This is a genomic window from Yersinia aldovae 670-83 (assembly GCF_000834395.1).
In the GTDB taxonomy this organism is placed as follows: Bacteria; Pseudomonadota; Gammaproteobacteria; order Enterobacterales; family Enterobacteriaceae; genus Yersinia; species Yersinia aldovae.
The window spans coordinates 3,306,959-3,324,678 of the sequence record NZ_CP009781.1; the positions used below are offsets into that span (position 1 = coordinate 3,306,959).

Consider the following 17,720-nt stretch of genomic DNA (forward strand, 5'->3'; position numbering starts at 1 on the left):
CTTTCAAGTTGCAGATGTGTTACCTGCTCTCGTTTACCCGAATCACTTACCACTGTAAGCTCATCGGGATTCTCTCGTTTGCCGCCTTTCTGCATCATGAAATCTATTGGGTATAACGTTTTTCTTCTTATCTGAAGTTGTCGACTTACCAGAAACTGCCGGACGAGCGGTAAAGCGGGCATATTTCTGCTGGCGGATATTGCGCTCGACGGCGCAACGCAGGCGGCCATCGAACACCAGTACACCCAGTAACACCAAACCGGCGATAAAATCATTCCACCATGCCGGTAGGCGTAGCAGCACCAGCACGCTGTCGATTTGTGTCAGTAGATAAGCCCCGAGAATCGCGCCGATAATAGTGCCGGTGCCACCAAGTAAGCTGATCCCGCCGAGCACACAAGCGGCAATGGCTTTCATTTCCAGGCCGCTGCCGGTCTGATTGGGGATAAAACCAATTTGTGAGGCAAAGACTATCCCGGCCAGGGTCGCCATCACGCCATTCATCGAGAAAGCAAAAATACGGATGCTATCAGTGCGAATTCCCAATTGGCGTGCACCCTGCAAGTTATCACCGGTGGCATAGAAGCTGCGGCCAAAGGCGGTTTTACCCAGCAGCAAGGCCATGGCGACAATTAGCAACATAATCAGCCAGCCAATGGGCGAGATAGAAAACAGAATTGGCGTTGATAAACTTTTCAGATCCGCTGGTAATCCTTCGATCCATTTGCCACCGGTCAGCAACAGCATCAGGCCGCGATACAACCCCAGCGTACCGAGTGTGGCGACAATTGCCGGAATGCGCAGCCAGGTCACCAGAATGCCATTAAAGAAGCCCGCCCCCATGCCAACCAATAGCGCAAACAGGCAGGATAGTGCCAGCCCGAAACCGGCATTAAGCGCCATGCCGACCGTCACCGCACATAAGCCGGTGATCGAACCAACAGAAACGTCAATATTGCGGGTTAGCATCACCATAGTGGCGCCGATCGCCAGCAGGATCAGGATCTGCGCGCTGCTAAAGATCATGGTAAAAGTTTGCAAATTGAAGTAATTACGGTCGATCACGCCGAGCAGGGCAAATAAAGCGAGGATCGCCAGCAGAGCTGTGCCTTCGCGATTGTTTTGAATAAATTTCAACATGATGCGCCCTCATTTTCAGCAGACTGATGGGCGTCGGTATGATGTTCACCAAAAGCCAAATGCATAATGGTGTCGACATTCATGGCACTGCCCTCCAGCGCGCCACTGATTTCCCCCTGGTGCATAACCAATACGCGATCCGCCATTTGCACCACTTCTTCCAGATCAGATGAGATAAAAATGATCGCCACATGCTGAGCCGCGATGCTACGGATCAATTGATAAATGTCGCTGCGGGCAGAGACATCTACGCCACGGGTCGGTTCATCAATAATCAGTAGTAGCGGGTTAGCCTCCAGACACTTGGCAATCAGCAGCTTTTGTTGATTACCACCGGATAAGGTGCGAACCGGCTGTTCGAGGTGACTAAATTTGATGTTTAACGCGCGGCGATAGCGCTCTAAAATGGCGGCTTCCTGTGCCGGATGAGTCCATATCCCCTGGTTACCTTGGGTGAGCGAACAGACATTCCAGCTCAATGGGGCGTCGAGATAAAGGCCGGAGGCCTGACGGTCTTCTGGCAGATAAACCAGGCCGGTAGCCAGTCGATTGACGGTTTTCATCGTGGTGATGTCGCTCTCTTCCAACATGACTTTGCCCCCGCTGACGGGTCGCAAACCATAGAGCGTTTCGGCTAATTCTGTTCTGCCCGCGCCAACCACTCCCGCCAGGCCAAGAATTTCACCGGCGCGTACCTCAAAAGAGATATGCGCAAAACCTTCGCCACTCAGGTCGCACACTTGTATCACCGGTTGATTGGACTGCGCCCGAGCCTGAGAACGGCGATTGCCCGGCAACTCTAGCCATAACTTCTGGGTATCCGTTAATCCACTGTTTTTGGCTTGTGGGGTAATGGCCTGAATAATGGTGTCAGTTGAGAAGTCGTTAGTGGCACCACTGAGCGCAATTCCGCCATCGCGCATCACGCTGACCCAATCGGCTAGTTGGCGAATTTCAGGGAGTTTGTGGGAGATAAACACCACCCCAACCCCTTGTTGTAATAACATTTTTATTTGGCTGAATAAGCGATGGGTTTCCGCGGGTGTTAGCGAGGCGGTGGGTTCATCAAGAATCAAAATTCGCGAGTCACGCATTAGGCCGCGCATGATCTCGACTAATTGTTGGTCAGCAACATCCAGCGAACCGGCATTAACTGCCAAATCCAAGTGGCAGCCTAAACTTTGCAGCAACTGCGCCATCTTCTTTTTGTCTGCTTGATGCTTTGGCAGGCGGAACAGAATATTTTCCTGAACCGACAAATTAGCAAATAGCATTGGCTCCTGCGGCACCAGATAAATACCTCGCTGGTGGGCCTTGGCAGGAGTGAGGTTAAGGCAGGGTTGCCCATCTATTTCAATAGTGCCGCTGTCGGGGGGAAGCACTCCGGCAATGATCTTCATCAGCGTTGATTTACCCGCTCCGTTGCCTCCCAATAGCGCGTGGACCTGACCCGGTTGCAGAGTAAAGTCGATACTTTTCAATACCACTACGCCGGAAAACTGTTTGCTGATGCCGCGCACTTGAAGCAGCGGTGGCGGTGAGGCTTTAGTGTGCGGCATTATCGTCCCCGTAATGAACAAAATTAATTTAAAATTAAAAGTGTTCAAAAAAGATAGCTGTATAATCCCATTAGTGGCGTAATCAAGATCACAATTCTATGAATAAAAAAATTTAAATTAAAATATGTTCAAATGTGTGGTTTAAGCTGTTAGCGTAGTTATCTATTAAGATTTATACCCGTGATCTTTCAAGTTGCCGGTGTGTTGGCTGCGCTCAATCGCCCGAATCACTTACTTATGTAAGCTCATCGGGACTTTCTCGTTTGCCGCCTTCCTGCATCTTGAAATCTATTGGGTATAGCATTTATCAGACCGTGGATTTCTGATCGATGATGAATCAATGAAGAATGAAAAAGCGGCAATAGGGATCGCGGCTAATGATGAAAGAAAAACTTATGTCGTCCAACGATGAATACAAATATCCGGGTAATAGCATGAGTGAAGAGGAACTGCTCGCTCGCATTGCGTGGTTTTATTATCACGATGGCTTAACGCAAGGGGATATTGGCGAACTGCTGGGGCTGACTCGATTGAAGGTTTCCAGATTGCTGGAGAAAGGCCGTCAGTCTGGGGTTATCCGGGTACAGATTAATTCGCGCTATGAAGGTTGTCTGGAACTGGAAAATGCGCTGCAACAGCATTTCGGCCTGAAGCATATCCGCATTTTACCTTCTTTGGCTGACCTTAGTATCAGCAGCCGGTTGGGTGTTGGTGCAGCACATCTATTGATGGCATTGATACAACCGCAGCAGCTATTGGCGGTTGGTTTTGGTGAAACCACTATGTGCGTTTTGCAGCATTTAAGTGGCTTTATTGCTCCGCAGCAGGTGCGCTTGGTGACTCTTTCCGGTGGCGTGGGTTCGTATATGACTGGGATTGGGCAGCTTGATGCGGCCTGTCAGGTCAGCATTATTCCTGCGCCATTGCGTGCTTCCAGTGCCAACGTCGCTGAAACATTCCGCCAGGAAAACAGTGTGCGCGATGTGATGCTGGCGGCGTGTGCGGCTGATGTTGCGGTGGTGGGGATTGGTTCGGTCAATCAACAAAAAGAAGCCACTATTTTGCGCTCTGGCTATATCAGCGAAGGTGAGCAACTGATGTTTAGCCGCAAAGGCGCGGTCGGCGATATTCTCGGTTACTTTATGCAGGCCGATGGTTCACTGGTGCCGGATATGCAGATCCATCAGGAGTTGATCGGTGTTTCACTGGCTGATTTGACCAACATTCCAACGGTGATTGGTGTAGCGGGCGGGGTGGAGAAATCTGAAGCCATTGTAGCTGCGCTAAAAGGCAAGTATGTGAATGCGCTAGTGACAGATGAGTTGACGGCGCGGTCTATTATTAAACTGATTTAATTGGCTATTTTACTTGCCAGCTTAGGCTTTCGCAGTGCTCACAAAATGCTGGCATTTTGAACGCTCTTTAGAGCGGCCCAGAGGGTGAGCGAAGCGAGTAAAATCCTCACGTACTACGTGTACGCTCCGGTTTTTCCGCGCTGGGCGCACCTAATCTGACTGCGACAATTACGCCAATAGTCAGATTGCTGACAAAGTCGATTGAAGGGGAAATGTTCCGTTGGGGTCGTAGTCGCGTAAGCGACCGAAGTGCCCCTAGGGACAATCGCTCCTTCACGCACCTGGCTTGATACTGGGTTTGCCATTAACCTCCAATAGTTTTTATTTTTTCGAGAAAAAGGCAGTAGAGGGCAGGTTTATACATAAATTCATATAAAACAGAGGATAGCGTAATGAGTCAATTCTCTACGACCACATCGGCTGAATATCTGATGGCTTTGGATGCGGGTACTGGTAATGTCCGGGCGGTAATATTTGATCTTAATGGCAATCAGATAGCAGCCGGACAGGCTGAATGGCTACATTTGCCAGTACCTGATGTCCCTGGGTCGATGGAGTTTGATTTAACCACCAACTGGAAGCTGACCTGTCAATGCATCCGTCAGGCATTGCATCAGGCCAATTTACCCGCCAGTGCTATCCGTGCGGTTGCGGCCTGCTCAATGCGCGAAGGAATTGTGCTCTATGACCGCAGCGGTAAACCTATTTGGGCTTGTGCCAATGTGGATGCCCGCGCCAGCCGTGAAGTCAGTGAATTGAAAGAGTTACACAATAATGGCTTTGAGCTTGAAGTCTATCAGTGCTCCGGTCAGACACTGGCGTTGAGTGCAATGCCTCGATTATTGTGGCTGGCACATTACCGCCCGGATATTTATCGTCAGGCCGGGACACTAACCATGATAAGCGACTGGCTGACGAATATGCTCAGTGGCGAGCTGGCGGTAGACCCCTCCAATGCGGGCACTACCGGAATGCTGGATTTAGTCACGCGCAACTGGCAGCCGAACTTACTGGAAATGGCCGGATTACGCGCTGATATCCTATCGCCAGTCAAAGAGACGGGCACTTTGCTCGGGCATGTCACAGCAGAGGCCGCACAAGAGTGTGGTTTGTTGGCTGGAACGCCAGTCGTGATGGGCGGCGGTGACGTACAACTCGGCTGCTTAGGGTTAGGAGTGGTACAACCGGGGCAGACAGCGGTGTTGGGGGGCACTTTCTGGCAGCAGGTGGTTAACCTGCCCAAACCGATTACTGATCCCAATATGAACACACGTATTAACCCTCACGTCATTCCCGGCATGGTGCAAGCAGAATCCATCAGCTTCTTTACCGGCCTGACCATGCGCTGGTTCCGTGATGCATTTTGCGCCGAAGAGAAATTACTCGCCCAGCGGTTAGGGATTGATACTTATAGTTTGCTGGAAGATATGGCGGCGCGGGTGCCAGCCGGTGCTTACGGGGTGATGCCCATTTTCTCTGATGTTATGCGCTTTAAATCCTGGTATCACGCCGCACCTTCCTTTATTAACCTGTCGCTCGACCCCGAAAAATGCAACAAAGCCACTTTATTCCGTGCCTTGGAAGAGAACGCGGCAATCGTTTCGGCCTGTAATTTGGCACAAATTGCGGAATTCTCCGGTGTCAAAGCCTCGTCAGTGGTATTTGCCGGCGGCGGTGCAAAAGGCAAACTATGGAGTCAGATTCTGGCGGATGTGACCGGCATTCCGGTTCGCGTACCGGTAGTGAAAGAGGCCACCGCTTTAGGCTGTGCAATTGCAGCGGGTGTCGGCGTTGGGCTATATGAAGCGCTCGATAAAACCGGCGAGCGGCTGGTGCGCTGGGAGCGAGAATACCAACCCAATATTGAACACAAAGCGCTATATCAAGCGGCTAAAGTCAACTGGCAAGCGGTATATACCGATCAGTTGACGTTAGTAGACAGTGGGCTGACGACTTCTTTATGGAAAGCCCCCGGCCTTTAAAATTGACTATCTCACTTGCCAGCTTGAGCTTCGGGGCAGTGCTCATCACCGTCACATACTGATGTATGCTCCGGTTCTTGCGCGCTGTCCGCACTCAATCTGCCTGCATCGATGACGTCAATTTTCTCTAATTCGCTATCTTACTTGCCATTTTGAACGTGAGCAGTGCTCGCCGCCGTCACGTACTACGTGTACGCTCCGTTGGCTGTGCGCCGGTCGCGTCCAAACTGCCTGCGCCGATGACGTCAATTAAATTATTACAGGCAACACGTTTCAAGCGGTGAGGACAGATTGAAGAGTAAAGCGTCCGCGCCAGGGATGGCGCGGGTCGAGCCTACATGGATGTATTTACGGCGTCTTTACGATCAGTCTGTTCTCTCTGCGAATAACTCTACACATTACAAAATAGTTATCATTATCTATTATTGGCATATGGGGGCGCTAAAACGATTGCCATGCAGTGAACACTTGGATAGCATTATTGCCCCTCTTTCGTTGCCGATGATGGCGCATCCTATGATGAATACATCAAATAAGACAGAATCACCTGCCGGGCAACTTTCTGCTCCTGCTCGCGTCAGTGCCGTTAATTTACCGGCCATACTGCGAGAGAAAGAGAATGTTAAACGCATTTTGGTCATTAAATTACGCCATTTCGGCGATGTTCTCCTCACCACGCCTTTACTCAACACGTTAAAAGCCAATTATCCTCAGGCCAAAATCGATGTGCTGCTGTATGGCGGCACGCAAGATATGCTGCGAGAGAACAAAACGGTTAATCATGCATTTATTGTCGACCGTGGCCTAAAACATGCGGGCTTAACGGCCCAAATCAGCGGCGAAAAAGCGTTGTTTAATGCATTGAAAGAGCACCATTATGATCTGATCCTCAATTTATCTGATCAATGGCGAGCTGCCGCGTATTGTCGTTTATTAAAACCGGGCTTCAGCATCGGTTTTCACTACCCAAAACGCGATACCTGGTTATGGCGCTACTGCCACTCCACCTTAGTCGATATCCCCAATGCAGCCGAACGGCACACCGTTCTCAATAATTTAGATATCCTCGCGCCATTGCAACTGACTGATATCAGCACCGAAGTCACTATGTCTTACGGCCAACGTGATATTGAGCGGGTAAAACAGCTCTGCCAAGAGCGTAATATCAATGACTATATATTGATTCAACCTTCAGCCCGTTGGAAGTTTAAAACCTGGGCCAGTGAATCATTCAGTCAACTGATAAACCACCTCACCGAACAAGGCGAGACGGTGCTGCTTACGGGAGGGAAAGATAAAGCGGAACTGGACTATATTGCTAAGATTATCACTGGTTGCGCGCAGCCCGAAAAAGTTATTAATTTATCCGGCCTTTTGGCACTGCCGGAGCTGGCCGTCTTGATAGATAACGCTAAGCTATTTATTGGTGTGGATTCTGTTGCCATGCATATGGCTGCGGCCCTTCAAACGCCGGCTGTCGTGCTATTTGGCCCCAGTAATCTTAACCAATGGCACCCATGGCAAGCTCCGCATACCCTTTTATGGGCCGGACATTATCGCACTTTGCCACATCCTAATGAGATTGATACCGATACAACCGACCGTTATCTGAATGCCATTCCGGTAAACGAGGTTATTAATGCCGTTGATGTTTGGCGCACTCAACATCTGTAATTTGCAGATATTAAGTCTGTACCGGCAACCTGTTCCCCAACCAGCTTAAGCTAAGAGAATTATGACAATCCCATCGACCTTATCGTCGGCTACTTATCCGGCTAACCGTCGTACTGAACTGCTGAGTAGTGCCGCTGCCTTGCTGCTCGGAATCTCCTTACCGACATCCAATCCGCTTATCAACATATCGCTGGTTTTGATCCTGATTAGTTTGATTGTTAATTATAAAACATTGCATTTTAAACCTTTACTCACTAATCCATTGGTTTACCTGCCAGCGGCTATGTTTGCGTTATTGGCACTGTCGTTATTATTTCATCACAACAGTTACGGCCCGGAAATGGTCAGCAAGGATAAGAAGTTCCTTTATGTTTTACCGCTGGCCCTGTTCTTTATCAACCAGCCGCAGCGGATAAAACTGTTCTGTATGGGGTTCTTACTCGCTAATGCAGTCGCATTGACGGGAACAATAGCTGTGGGTGTTTTACACATTCCGCTTAGCGGCGTGGACGCGGCTAATCCAACTATTTTTAAACTGCAAATTACGCAAAACTTCTTTATGGCTTTGGCCGCTTTATTCTGGCTGACGCTGGCGTTTAAAAGTCACGGCTGGAAACGTTGGGGTTATGGCGTGTTAGTTGTGGCTGCCAGTTACAGTATTCTATTTTTGGTTCTGGGTAGAACCGGCTATGTTGCCTTGGTGGTAGGGCTGGGAATGTGGCTATTCTTCTCTCTGGGAAGCCGCCAACGCTGGGCATTGGCGCTGTTGGGCGCGATTGCGTTTACGGCATTACTTTTAATTCCCAATAATGCGACGAATCGTATTATTCAAGGCGTGGATGAAATTAAAGTCTGTATGGCTGCATCCGTAGGGAATGTTAATGAAGCATGTAGTTCATCAATGGGACAACGTTCAGCCTTTGCCATTGAAGCGGTCAGATTAATTAAAGAATCACCGATTTTAGGCCACGGTGCTGGTGGTTTTTATTATGAAAATCCGCAAATAAATTATAAAATTAATAACCCACATAACCAGTATCTGTTGGAAACGATTCAGTCTGGGGTGATTGGTTTAGCCATCTTCCTGGCGTGGGTTATCTGCTGTTATCGTGTTATTTGGCAACAAACCCCCGCGCTGCGTAATGTCTTGCTGGCGGTATTGAGTAGCTATATGGCGTGTAACTTCTTTAACTCATTCTTGCTGGACTCATCTGAAGGTCATCTGTTTATGATCTTCGTGGCGATACTGGCTGGTTATTCAGTTGGTGGCGTTGAGCGAGTTAAAAATAACGATCAGACACAATAGTTCTTATTCGCAGTAGATGAACGGTAAAACGGCTCCCAATCTTTCAAACCCGTGGGAGCCTTTTTTGTATTCTTTAATTAATATACTTATTCCGTGGGTTATTTATCTGGCAAACCATCAAAAATGGTAATGCCTTGTGGAGGTGGTTTCCTACATGATTCTCTGCAATATTAATTTAATAGTTATTAATGTTAGTCAGAGATAATCCATTTTGTAATTAAATTCTAACGTATTAAACAGTAATGTTAGAGAGAACGATATCTTCTTTAGTCGAGTGAATCTGCAGTTGCGGGATTTTAACCTGCCAAATGCGCACTGGATGACCTAAAGTGCTGCTGTATGTTGAGTTGTTAGTGTTACAGGGGGCCGGATAGGGTGGTGTAACAATTTACAGTTAACAAAAGAGCAATAACTGTTAATGAAAACTAAATGAATTATAAATGAAATCAGAATGATTATTATTACTTAATCCATTTAATGAACTTTCATCAGACAAAAATCACCGCCAGGCATTATAAAAAAAACCTCTAACTGATTTCATAAAATTTAGAACGAGACTTATATTCGATATGATTCTCTGATGAAAAAACGAAGGTAACCGGGGCGGATTAAGGTGAGAACCAGACATTAACAACAAATTTATATTAGATATTAGCTAATTTAATTGCTCAAAGTCATCATCGTAATGCATTGATATATAAGGGTTATGTTATATTTTCTTTGGTGGTTAATCTTTAATAATAGACCATTGATAACCAGAGATCAAGATGCAATACATTCCTATTTAGGGGCCGGTAAATAAATGCTAAGGCTGTCTGGTATCATCTTAAATCATGCATCAGAGAAAAACAGATATCTATGCTAATCATATGTGCATAACGCAGAGAATTAATCTGACTGCGGATTTTCTGAGTATGTCGAATAATGATTTTGATCACTATTACAAGATTCTGATGTATGTAATAATTTTTGCAGAAATTTACATTTTGCAAGCTCTCGTCTACTTTCCAGTCATTATGCAATAATTTTAAAGGAAGCTATGATTAGTATGTATTTATATCAATGGTGAGTCTGGTGAATCTGTTTGCGGGATAAACAGAATCGACATTTAACTTTATTTATCCAACGTCATTGAGAGCATCATGGCCAATTCAACAACGAACAAACTATCTTTACCGGCTCTCACCTCTTTGGTGGTCGGTTCAATGATCGGTGCTGGTATATTTTCTTTACCGGCGACCTTCGGACGAGCAACCGGTGGTTTTGGCGCACTTATCGCCTGGTGTATCGCGGGTGGCGGTATGTTAATGCTGGCTTTTGTTTTTCAAACATTAGCGCAGCGCAAACCTAATCTTGATTCTGGCGTATTTATTTACGCGAAAGAGGGCTTCGGAGACTATCTTGGATTCGCTTCCGCATTAGGGTTCTGGGCCGGCACTTGTATTGGTAATGTTTCATATTTTGTTCTTATCAAATCAACCTTAGGGGCTTTCTTTCCTATATTCGGTGATGGTAATACTATTCCCGCTGTATTAGTTGCCTCCGTTATTTTGTGGGGATTCCATTTCCTGATATTGCGCGGCGTTAAAGAAGCCGCCGCGATTAATACCATTGCGACCTTTGCCAAAATAATTCCCATCTTTATTTTTGTTATCGTGCTAATTTTCGCCTTTAAAGGGGATGTCTTTGCACTGAACTTCTGGGGCACGCCAGACGTGGTTAAAGGCGCTGATTTATCCCATCTGAATGATTATGGCTATGTCGGCCATGCGGCGGCGACAATTACCACCTCAGTTGAACCTGAATCCTTATTCTCTCAAGTCCGTAGCACCATGTTGGTGACGGTATTCGTATTCTTGGGTATCGAGGGGGCGAGTGTTTATTCGCGTTATGCCAAAGAACGTAGCCATGTGGGTATTGCCACGGTACTGGGCTTTATTGGTGTGCTGTGTCTGTTAGTGTTGATCACCATGTTGTCTTACGGTGTGTTACTGCGCCCTGACCTCGCCGCCTTACGTCAACCATCAATGGCCGGTGTGCTGGAAGCTATTGTGGGGCGCTGGGGGGCAATCTTTATTAGCGTGGGCCTGATCATTTCCGTGTTAGGTGCTTACTTGTCATGGTCACTGCTGGCGGCTGAAGTGCTGTTCTCGGCGGCGAAAAGTAAAAGTATGCCAAAAGTCTTTGCGACCGAAAACAGCAATGCTGTGCCTTCAGCCGCAGTTTGGCTTACCAATATATTTATACAGATATTCTTAATTCTGACCTTATTTACTGATTATGCTTTCCAATTGGCGCTGGAATTAACCAGTTCATTAACCTTGATCCCTTATCTATTGGTGGGGGCCTATGGCCTGAAACTGGCATGGACGGGTGAAACTTACGAAACTAATGCGCGTGGTCACAGAAAAGATCTCATCTTTGCCCTTATTGCCACTTTCTATTCCGCACTGATGATTTATGCAGGCGGCCTGAAGTACCTGCTGCTGTCGGCCATTATTTACGGCCCAGGCACGATTTTGTATCTGATTGCCAAACGTGAACAGCATCAAAAAGCCTTTAATACCTACGAAAGAATCCTGTTTATCGTTCTTATTGTGGCTGCGGTTGCTGCGATTTATAGCATTGCCACCGGAATCATCACCATATAATTTATTGGAGTTCTTATGTCAGATAAAGCTAAGAAAACGCATGGTAAGACTAAGTTTGGCGTTCACTCTGAAGTCGGCAAACTGCATAAAGTGATGGTTTGCGCCCCAGGGCGTGCCCATAACCGCCTGACCCCCAGTAATTGTGATGAATTATTGTTTGATGATGTGCTGTGGGTGGAAAGAGCCAAGCGTGACCACTTCGATTTTATGACCAAAATGCGCGAACGTGGTGTTGATGTGGTTGAAATGCATAATCTGCTGGCCGAGACCGTGGCGATTCCGGCGGCGAAAAAGTGGATTCTGGATCAGCAAATTGTACCAAATGAAGTTTCACTGGGCATTTTGCAAGAAACTCGCAGCTATCTGGAAAGCCTGGAACCGCGTGTGTTAGCTGAAGTGCTGATCGGTGGTTTATCGACCACTGAACTGCATAACGACGGCAAGTGCGACAAAGAAGAACTAAAACTGATCCGTGAAGCGGTGGGGATCACTGAATATCTGTTACCGCCGTTACCCAACACCTTGTATACCCGTGATACCACCTGCTGGATCTACGGCGGCGTGACGTTAAACCCGTTGTATTGGCCCGCTCGTCATGAAGAGACCATCCTCACCACCGCGATTTATAAGTTCCATCCAGACTTTGGCGATGCCAATGTGAATGTTTGGTGGGGGGATCCGACGCAGCACCACGGTACTGCGACACTGGAAGGTGGTGACGTGATGCCAATCGGTAATAAAACCGTATTAATTGGCATGAGTGAGCGTACTTCGCATCAGGCCATTACTCAGTTGGCACAATCACTGTTTAAAAAGAGCGAAGGCCAGGTCGAGCGCGTGATGATTGCCGCGATGCCAAAACTACGTGCCGCCATGCATCTCGATACGGTATTTACCTTCTGTGACCGTGATGTGGTGACCTTATATCCGGCGATTGTGAATCAGATTCAAACCTTCTCACTGCGCCCGGATAATGGCCCAACCGGTATTAAGTTAAGCCGTGATAAAGGCACCTTTGTTGAAGCGGTTGCCAGTGCGCTGAACCTGAAAAAACTGCGTGTGGTTGAGACCGAAGGTAACGATTACGACACCGAACGTCAGCAGTGGGATAGTGGCAATAACATGGTTGCGCTCTCTCCAGGCGTGGTTCTGGCCTATGACCGTAATACCAAAACCAACACCCAACTGCGTAAAGAAGGGGTGGAAGTGATTGAGATTGTCGGTAGTGAGTTGGGGCGCGGGCGCGGGGGCGGTCATTGTATGACTTGTCCAATCATCCGGGATGCCGTCGACTACTAATCCCCGTCATACTTCAAGTTGCATGGGTGTTGGCTGCTTTCGTTCGCCCCAGTCACTTACCTGAGTAAGTTCCTGGGGATTCGCTCAATTGCCGCTTTCCTGCAACTCGAATTATTTTGGGTATAACGCAGTTGCTCTTAAAAAAATAGCCGATAGTGAGTAGCAGATCAGCGCTATTTCTCTATTGGCTATCTCTGTTTCAAAGGTAAGGCATTTGTATTTGGCAAGAAGACGCAGTATTCAACTTTTAATGCCGAAATGAGCTGAAATGAAAAGGATGATCAAGTGAAATACGTTTATTGGGTGTGCTTCTTGCTGATAGTGGGCCTGACAACGCTTTTTGCGTTCCAAAACAGCGGTTCGGTGAACCTATCTTTACTTGCCACACAAATAACACTACCCATTTCAGTGTTAATTGTGCTGATCTATTTTTTAGGCATGTTTACCGGGGGGTTGTTGATCACACTGATAAGAGCGCTAGTACACCGTCTGTCACAGGAAAAAGTGTGAATGACTAATCTGGATAATAAATTTTAACACCTGACTCAACGAGATCTTATAGTGAAGATAAAAACTGTAGTCACTCTGCTATTAACGCTTCTTCTCGCTGCTTGCGACAGAACTCCCCCTGAAGTCGTAGAAAGTGTGCGTCCGGTAAAAGTATTTACTGTCGAAGACAGCGGACAAAATGGTACTCGCTATTTCCCAGCCCGGTTGCAAGCGGGTGATGAAACCCAACTTTCCTTTAAACGCGGCGGGCAACTGCAACAGTTGCTGGTGCGTGAAGGTGAGCAGGTGAAAAAGGGTCAGGTCATCGCCAGGCTGAATGACACAGATTTGAACTTACGTGTCAGGGATCGTCAGTCCACCTTTAATCTGGCCCGAGATCAGTTTAACCGTTTTAATACCTTGCAAGGTCAACGGGCGGTCTCCCGTGCCGAGTTAGATGTGCGCCGTGCTGAGATGGAGTCTGCGCGTGCGGCCTTGGAAATTGCACAAAAAGAACTCAGTGATGCAACCATTACCGCGCCTTTTGATGGCATTATTGCCAATGTTAACGTGCGTAACCATCAGGTGATGGCTGCCGGTCAGCCGGTCGCGACGTTAAGTGCGTTAGATACGTTGGATGTCGTGTTCAGCGTGCCGGAGCGCCTGTTTACTACACTGGAAATCAGTAACCGCACATACAAGCCAACGGTATTACTTAACCATATGCCGGGGCGCGAATTTATTGCGGAATATAAAGAACATACTACCTCGACGACCTCTGCCTCACAGACTTTCCAGGTGACACTGACCATGAAGCGCCCGGCAGATATGCCATTGCTTTCAGGTATCAGTGGCCGGGTAAGAATTAACTCCGGTAATCTGTCTGGCAACGATCATCCGACCATCATAGTGCCGGTAGAAGCGGTGTTTAACCCTGATAGTGCTCAGTTGAATGATGCCAGAGTCTGGGTCATCAAGAATGATGATGGGCAAATGCACGTAGAAGCGCGCAAAGTCCAGGTAGGTCAGCTTACCGCAAATGGCATCCAAGTGATCTCAGGCCTGGCCGACGGTGAGCAAATCGTCGCCGCAGGCACTGGCGAACTTCGTCCAAATCAGGTTGTACGGGCTTGGGTTCGTGAGCGGGGTCTCTGATGAAGCTGACTGATAATTTTATTAATAATAGTACCCGTATCTGGCTAACGATTTTGTTGCTGGGTATTGGCGGTGTTATTGCCTATCTCAATATCGGCAGGCTGGAAGACCCAGCTTTCACCATCAAAACGGCGGTAGTTGTCACCCGCTATGATGGCGCATCAGCACAGCAGGTAGAGGAAGAAGTGACGTTGCCACTGGAGAATGCCATTCAGGAACTCTCTTCTGTGGATGATGTGACCTCTATTTCTAGTGCTGGTTTATCGCAGATAACCATCAATATCCGCGCACAATATGGTGCCAATGAGTTACCGCAAATCTGGGATGAATTGCGGCGGAAAATCAACGATAGCAGTGTGCGTTTGCCTCCAGGGGCGAGTGCGCCAAGGGTGAATGATGACTTCGGTGATGTTTACGGTTTCTTCTTCTCACTGACCGGTGACGGATACAGCAATCAGGACTTACGTAATTTCGCCGAGCAACTGCGGCGTGAGTTGGTTCTGGTGCCGGGTGTGGGTAAAGTGGGTATCGTTGGGATTTTGCCGGAAGAAGTGCAGGTAGAGATCTCCCGTGCCCAGATGACCGCCGCGGGTATTACGCCGCAACAGTTATCTGATTTACTTGCCCGGCAGAACGTGGTGTCTGATGCAGGCCAGTTGCAAGTTGGCAGTGAGTCAATTCGCTTGCATCCAACCGGTGAATTCCAAAGTGTCCAGGAGCTGGGGAATTTACTGGTCAGTCAGCCCGGTAGCCCGAAAAGCGTGTACTTACGTGATATTGCGACCGTTACACAGGGCTTTGGCCACTCACCGACCAATATTTATCGCGCCAACGGAAAGCCAGCACTGGCATTAGGGATCTCATTTGCCCCGAATGTTAACGTGGTGAACGTCGGTAATGCGATTAAAGCCCGACTGGCGCAGCTTGAAGGTGAGCGTCCGTCAGGTATGCATATCAATGTTTTCTACGACCAGTCTCATGAAGTAGAAGGTGCAGTGAATGGCTTTATTCTTAACTTCCTGCTGGCCTTATTAATTGTTGTCGTCACCCTGCTTATCTTCATGGGGGTGCGCAGTGGCGTGGTTATTGCCATCTCGCTGGCACTTAACGTACTCGGGACGTTGCTCATTATGTGGTTGTTTAACATTGAGCTACAGCGAGTATCGCTAGGGGCACTGATTATCGCGCTCAGCATGTTAGTGGATAACGCCATCGTGGTGGTGGAAGGGATTGTGGTGGGCCGTCAGCGCGGTGAAAGCATTTTCACGGCTATCAGCAATGTGGTGAAGCGCTCTATGATGCCCCTGTTAGGGGCGACGATAATTGCTATCCTGGCCTTTGCACCTATTGGTTTGTCTAATGATGCAACCGGGGAGTATTGCCGTTCGCTATTCGAGGTGCTGCTGATCTCGCTGATGTTGAGTTGGTTCACCGCGCTGACTTTAACACCGGTATTCGCGAAGTGGGCGTTCCAGAACCAGAAAGAGCCGAAGGTAGATGCGGATAAACCGGCCAAACAACCCTACGATGGCTGGCTGTTTCGCTATTATCGGGTGATTCTGAGTCAGTTACTGCAACACCGCAGCATTACATTAGTCGTTCTGGCCGCCCTGCTAGTGGCATCCGTTGTCGGCTTTAGTAATGTGCGGCAGAGCTTCTTCCCGCCGTCCAACACACCTATCTTCTTTGTTGATATCTGGCTGCCCTATGGGACGGACATTGGCTATACCGAACAGGTTGCCGCCAAAGTCGAGCAGCATATCAAAGAGCAAAATGGGGTGGCAGATACGATGGCAACAATTGGTCAGGGCGCGATGCGCTTTATGCTGACCTACAATGCCCAGCGCCATTATCCTAACTATGCACAGGTGATGGTTCGCACTGAACAATTGGGTCAAATACCGGGCTTGATTGATGAGATAGAGTCGTACATGCACGACGAATACCCGCAAGTAGATGCACAAATGAAGCGCATCATGTTCGGGCCGTCTAACGACAGTTCTATCGAAGCCCGTTTTGTTGGCCCAGACCCCGATGTGTTGCGAACACTGGCAGCGCAAGCGGAAAAAGCCATTATTGCTGATCCAATGGCCGATGGCACAAGGCATGACTGGCAGGGGCGCAGCAAAATGATCCGCCCACAATTCTCCGATTATCTGGGCCGTGAGCTAGGTGTGGATAAACGTGAGGTGGATGGCACATTACGCATGAGTTTTGGTGGTTTGCCGGTCGGTTTATACCGCGATGGCACTCGCACCATGCCGATCGTACTGAGAACGCCAGATTCAGAGCGGCTCAATGCCGAACGGCTAAATGATGTCATGGTCTGGAGTCAGGCGCGTCAAGCCTTTATCCCGATTGATAACGTGGTCACCAGTTTTGAGACCGAATGGGAAGATCCGCTCATTATGCGTCTGGATCGTAAGCGGACGCTCACGGTGCAAACCGATCCTACCCAGCAGGGAGGGGAAACTTCAGCCGAGCTGTTACGCCGCATCAAACCGGATGTGGAAGCTATTCAGTTACCGCGTGGTTATGAACTGGAGTGGGGCGGTGACTATGAAAGTACCAAGGAAGCACAACGTGGTATTTTCATCAGTTTACCCATCGCGTTTCTGATTATGTTTATCGTGACGGTATTGATGTTCAGCTCGGTGCGTAACGCGGTTGCTATCTGGCTGACGGTGCCGCTGGCATTAATTGGGGTCACTGTCGGCTTCCTGTTGACGGGTATTCCATTCGGCTTTATGGCCCTGCTCGGGCTGCTAAGCCTAAGTGGAATGTTGATCCGTAACGGTATTGTACTGGTGGAGGAGATTGGCCTTCAGCGCCAGGAAAAACCGCTACGGCAGGCCATTATCGATGCTTCTACCGCTCGTCTGCGGCCCATCATGCTGACGGCATTTACCACCGTACTGGGGCTGGCACCGCTGCTCAGTGATGCCTTCTTCCAAAGCATGGCAGTGGTCATCATGTTCGGTCTGGGCTTCGCAACGGTATTGACCTTGCTGGTTCTGCCAGTGATTTATAGCTGTATGAACCCAGAACCTAAAGAAAAGGTGAGCGACGAGCCAGTGAGCGAATAACGGTTAGCGTAGCGTTATCACTAC

Annotated in this window: 11 protein-coding genes; 9 read left to right on the top strand and 2 right to left on the bottom strand. The window is 48.4% G+C overall.

From position 1 onward, the window contains the following. Positions 1-60: 60 nt before the first annotated feature. Both lsrC and lsrA read right to left on the bottom strand, forming a co-directional pair. Positions 61-1,140, bottom strand: coding sequence for an autoinducer 2 ABC transporter permease LsrC (lsrC, locus tag AT01_RS14995; RefSeq protein WP_042547697.1), 1,080 nt, complete (start codon positions 1,138-1,140; stop codon positions 61-63). Beyond that, positions 1,134-2,699, bottom strand: coding sequence for an autoinducer 2 ABC transporter ATP-binding protein LsrA (gene lsrA, locus AT01_RS15000; RefSeq protein ID WP_042547698.1), 1,566 nt, complete (start codon positions 2,697-2,699; stop codon positions 1,134-1,136). The genes lsrC and lsrA overlap by 7 nt, the downstream gene beginning before the upstream one ends. 377 nt (positions 2,700-3,076) lie before the next feature. Between lsrA and lsrR the strand changes: the two genes are divergently transcribed. The 9 genes from lsrR (at position 3,077) to AT01_RS15050 (ending at position 17,696) form a co-directional block, all read left to right on the top strand. Continuing rightward, positions 3,077-4,054 carry a transcriptional regulator LsrR gene (gene lsrR / locus AT01_RS15005; RefSeq protein WP_042547699.1) on the top strand — a complete coding sequence of 326 codons (978 nt, stop codon included), beginning with the start codon at positions 3,077-3,079 and terminating at the stop codon, positions 4,052-4,054. Between the two features lie 392 nt (positions 4,055-4,446). Further along, the gene (gene lsrK, locus AT01_RS15010; protein ID WP_042547700.1) at positions 4,447-6,036 is read left to right on the top strand and encodes an autoinducer-2 kinase; all 1,590 of its coding nucleotides are present in this window, start codon (positions 4,447-4,449) and stop codon (positions 6,034-6,036) included. Between the two features lie 516 nt (positions 6,037-6,552). After that, entirely contained in the window at positions 6,553-7,710 is a 1,158-nt protein-coding gene (gene rfaQ, locus AT01_RS21965; protein ID WP_042548653.1) for a putative lipopolysaccharide heptosyltransferase III, read from the top strand. Between the two features lie 61 nt (positions 7,711-7,771). Beyond that, complete coding sequence (waaL-ps, locus tag AT01_RS15020; RefSeq protein ID WP_042547701.1) at positions 7,772-9,016, top strand: O-antigen polysaccharide ligase WaaL-ps; 1,245 nt, start codon at positions 7,772-7,774, stop codon at positions 9,014-9,016. 1,142 nt (positions 9,017-10,158) lie between these two features. After that, complete coding sequence (locus tag AT01_RS15030; protein ID WP_042547703.1) at positions 10,159-11,667, top strand: amino acid permease; 1,509 nt, start codon at positions 10,159-10,161, stop codon at positions 11,665-11,667. 15 nt (positions 11,668-11,682) lie between these two features. After that, positions 11,683-12,966, top strand: a complete 1,284-nt coding sequence (arcA, locus tag AT01_RS15035; RefSeq protein WP_004701828.1) for an arginine deiminase — start codon at positions 11,683-11,685, stop codon at positions 12,964-12,966. Positions 12,967-13,251: 285 nt separating this feature from the next. Then, complete coding sequence (locus AT01_RS15040) at positions 13,252-13,476, top strand: lipopolysaccharide assembly protein LapA domain-containing protein (RefSeq protein WP_042547704.1); 225 nt, start codon at positions 13,252-13,254, stop codon at positions 13,474-13,476. A 51-nt stretch (positions 13,477-13,527) separates the two neighbouring features. Beyond that, positions 13,528-14,610 carry an efflux RND transporter periplasmic adaptor subunit gene (locus AT01_RS15045; RefSeq protein WP_042547705.1) on the top strand — a complete coding sequence of 361 codons (1,083 nt, stop codon included), beginning with the start codon at positions 13,528-13,530 and terminating at the stop codon, positions 14,608-14,610. Then, positions 14,610-17,696: an efflux RND transporter permease subunit gene (locus AT01_RS15050; RefSeq protein WP_042547706.1), complete on the top strand. Its 3,087-nt coding sequence runs from the start codon at positions 14,610-14,612 to the stop codon at positions 17,694-17,696. The genes AT01_RS15045 and AT01_RS15050 overlap by 1 nt, the downstream gene beginning before the upstream one ends. The last annotated feature ends 24 nt before the right edge of the window (positions 17,697-17,720 follow it).

Coding starts and splice junctions, on each gene's coding strand:
- lsrC (WP_042547697.1), bottom strand. CDS start 1,140: ATGTTGAAATTTATTCAAAACAATCGCGAAGGCACAGCTCTGCTGGCG.
- lsrA (WP_042547698.1), bottom strand. CDS start 2,699: ATGCCGCACACTAAAGCCTCACCGCCACCGCTGCTTCAAGTGCGCGGC.
- lsrR (WP_042547699.1), top strand. CDS start 3,077: ATGATGAAAGAAAAACTTATGTCGTCCAACGATGAATACAAATATCCG.
- lsrK (WP_042547700.1), top strand. CDS start 4,447: ATGAGTCAATTCTCTACGACCACATCGGCTGAATATCTGATGGCTTTG.
- rfaQ (WP_042548653.1), top strand. CDS start 6,553: ATGATGAATACATCAAATAAGACAGAATCACCTGCCGGGCAACTTTCT.
- waaL-ps (WP_042547701.1), top strand. CDS start 7,772: ATGACAATCCCATCGACCTTATCGTCGGCTACTTATCCGGCTAACCGT.
- AT01_RS15030 (WP_042547703.1), top strand. CDS start 10,159: ATGGCCAATTCAACAACGAACAAACTATCTTTACCGGCTCTCACCTCT.
- arcA (WP_004701828.1), top strand. CDS start 11,683: ATGTCAGATAAAGCTAAGAAAACGCATGGTAAGACTAAGTTTGGCGTT.
- AT01_RS15050 (WP_042547706.1), top strand. CDS start 14,610: ATGAAGCTGACTGATAATTTTATTAATAATAGTACCCGTATCTGGCTA.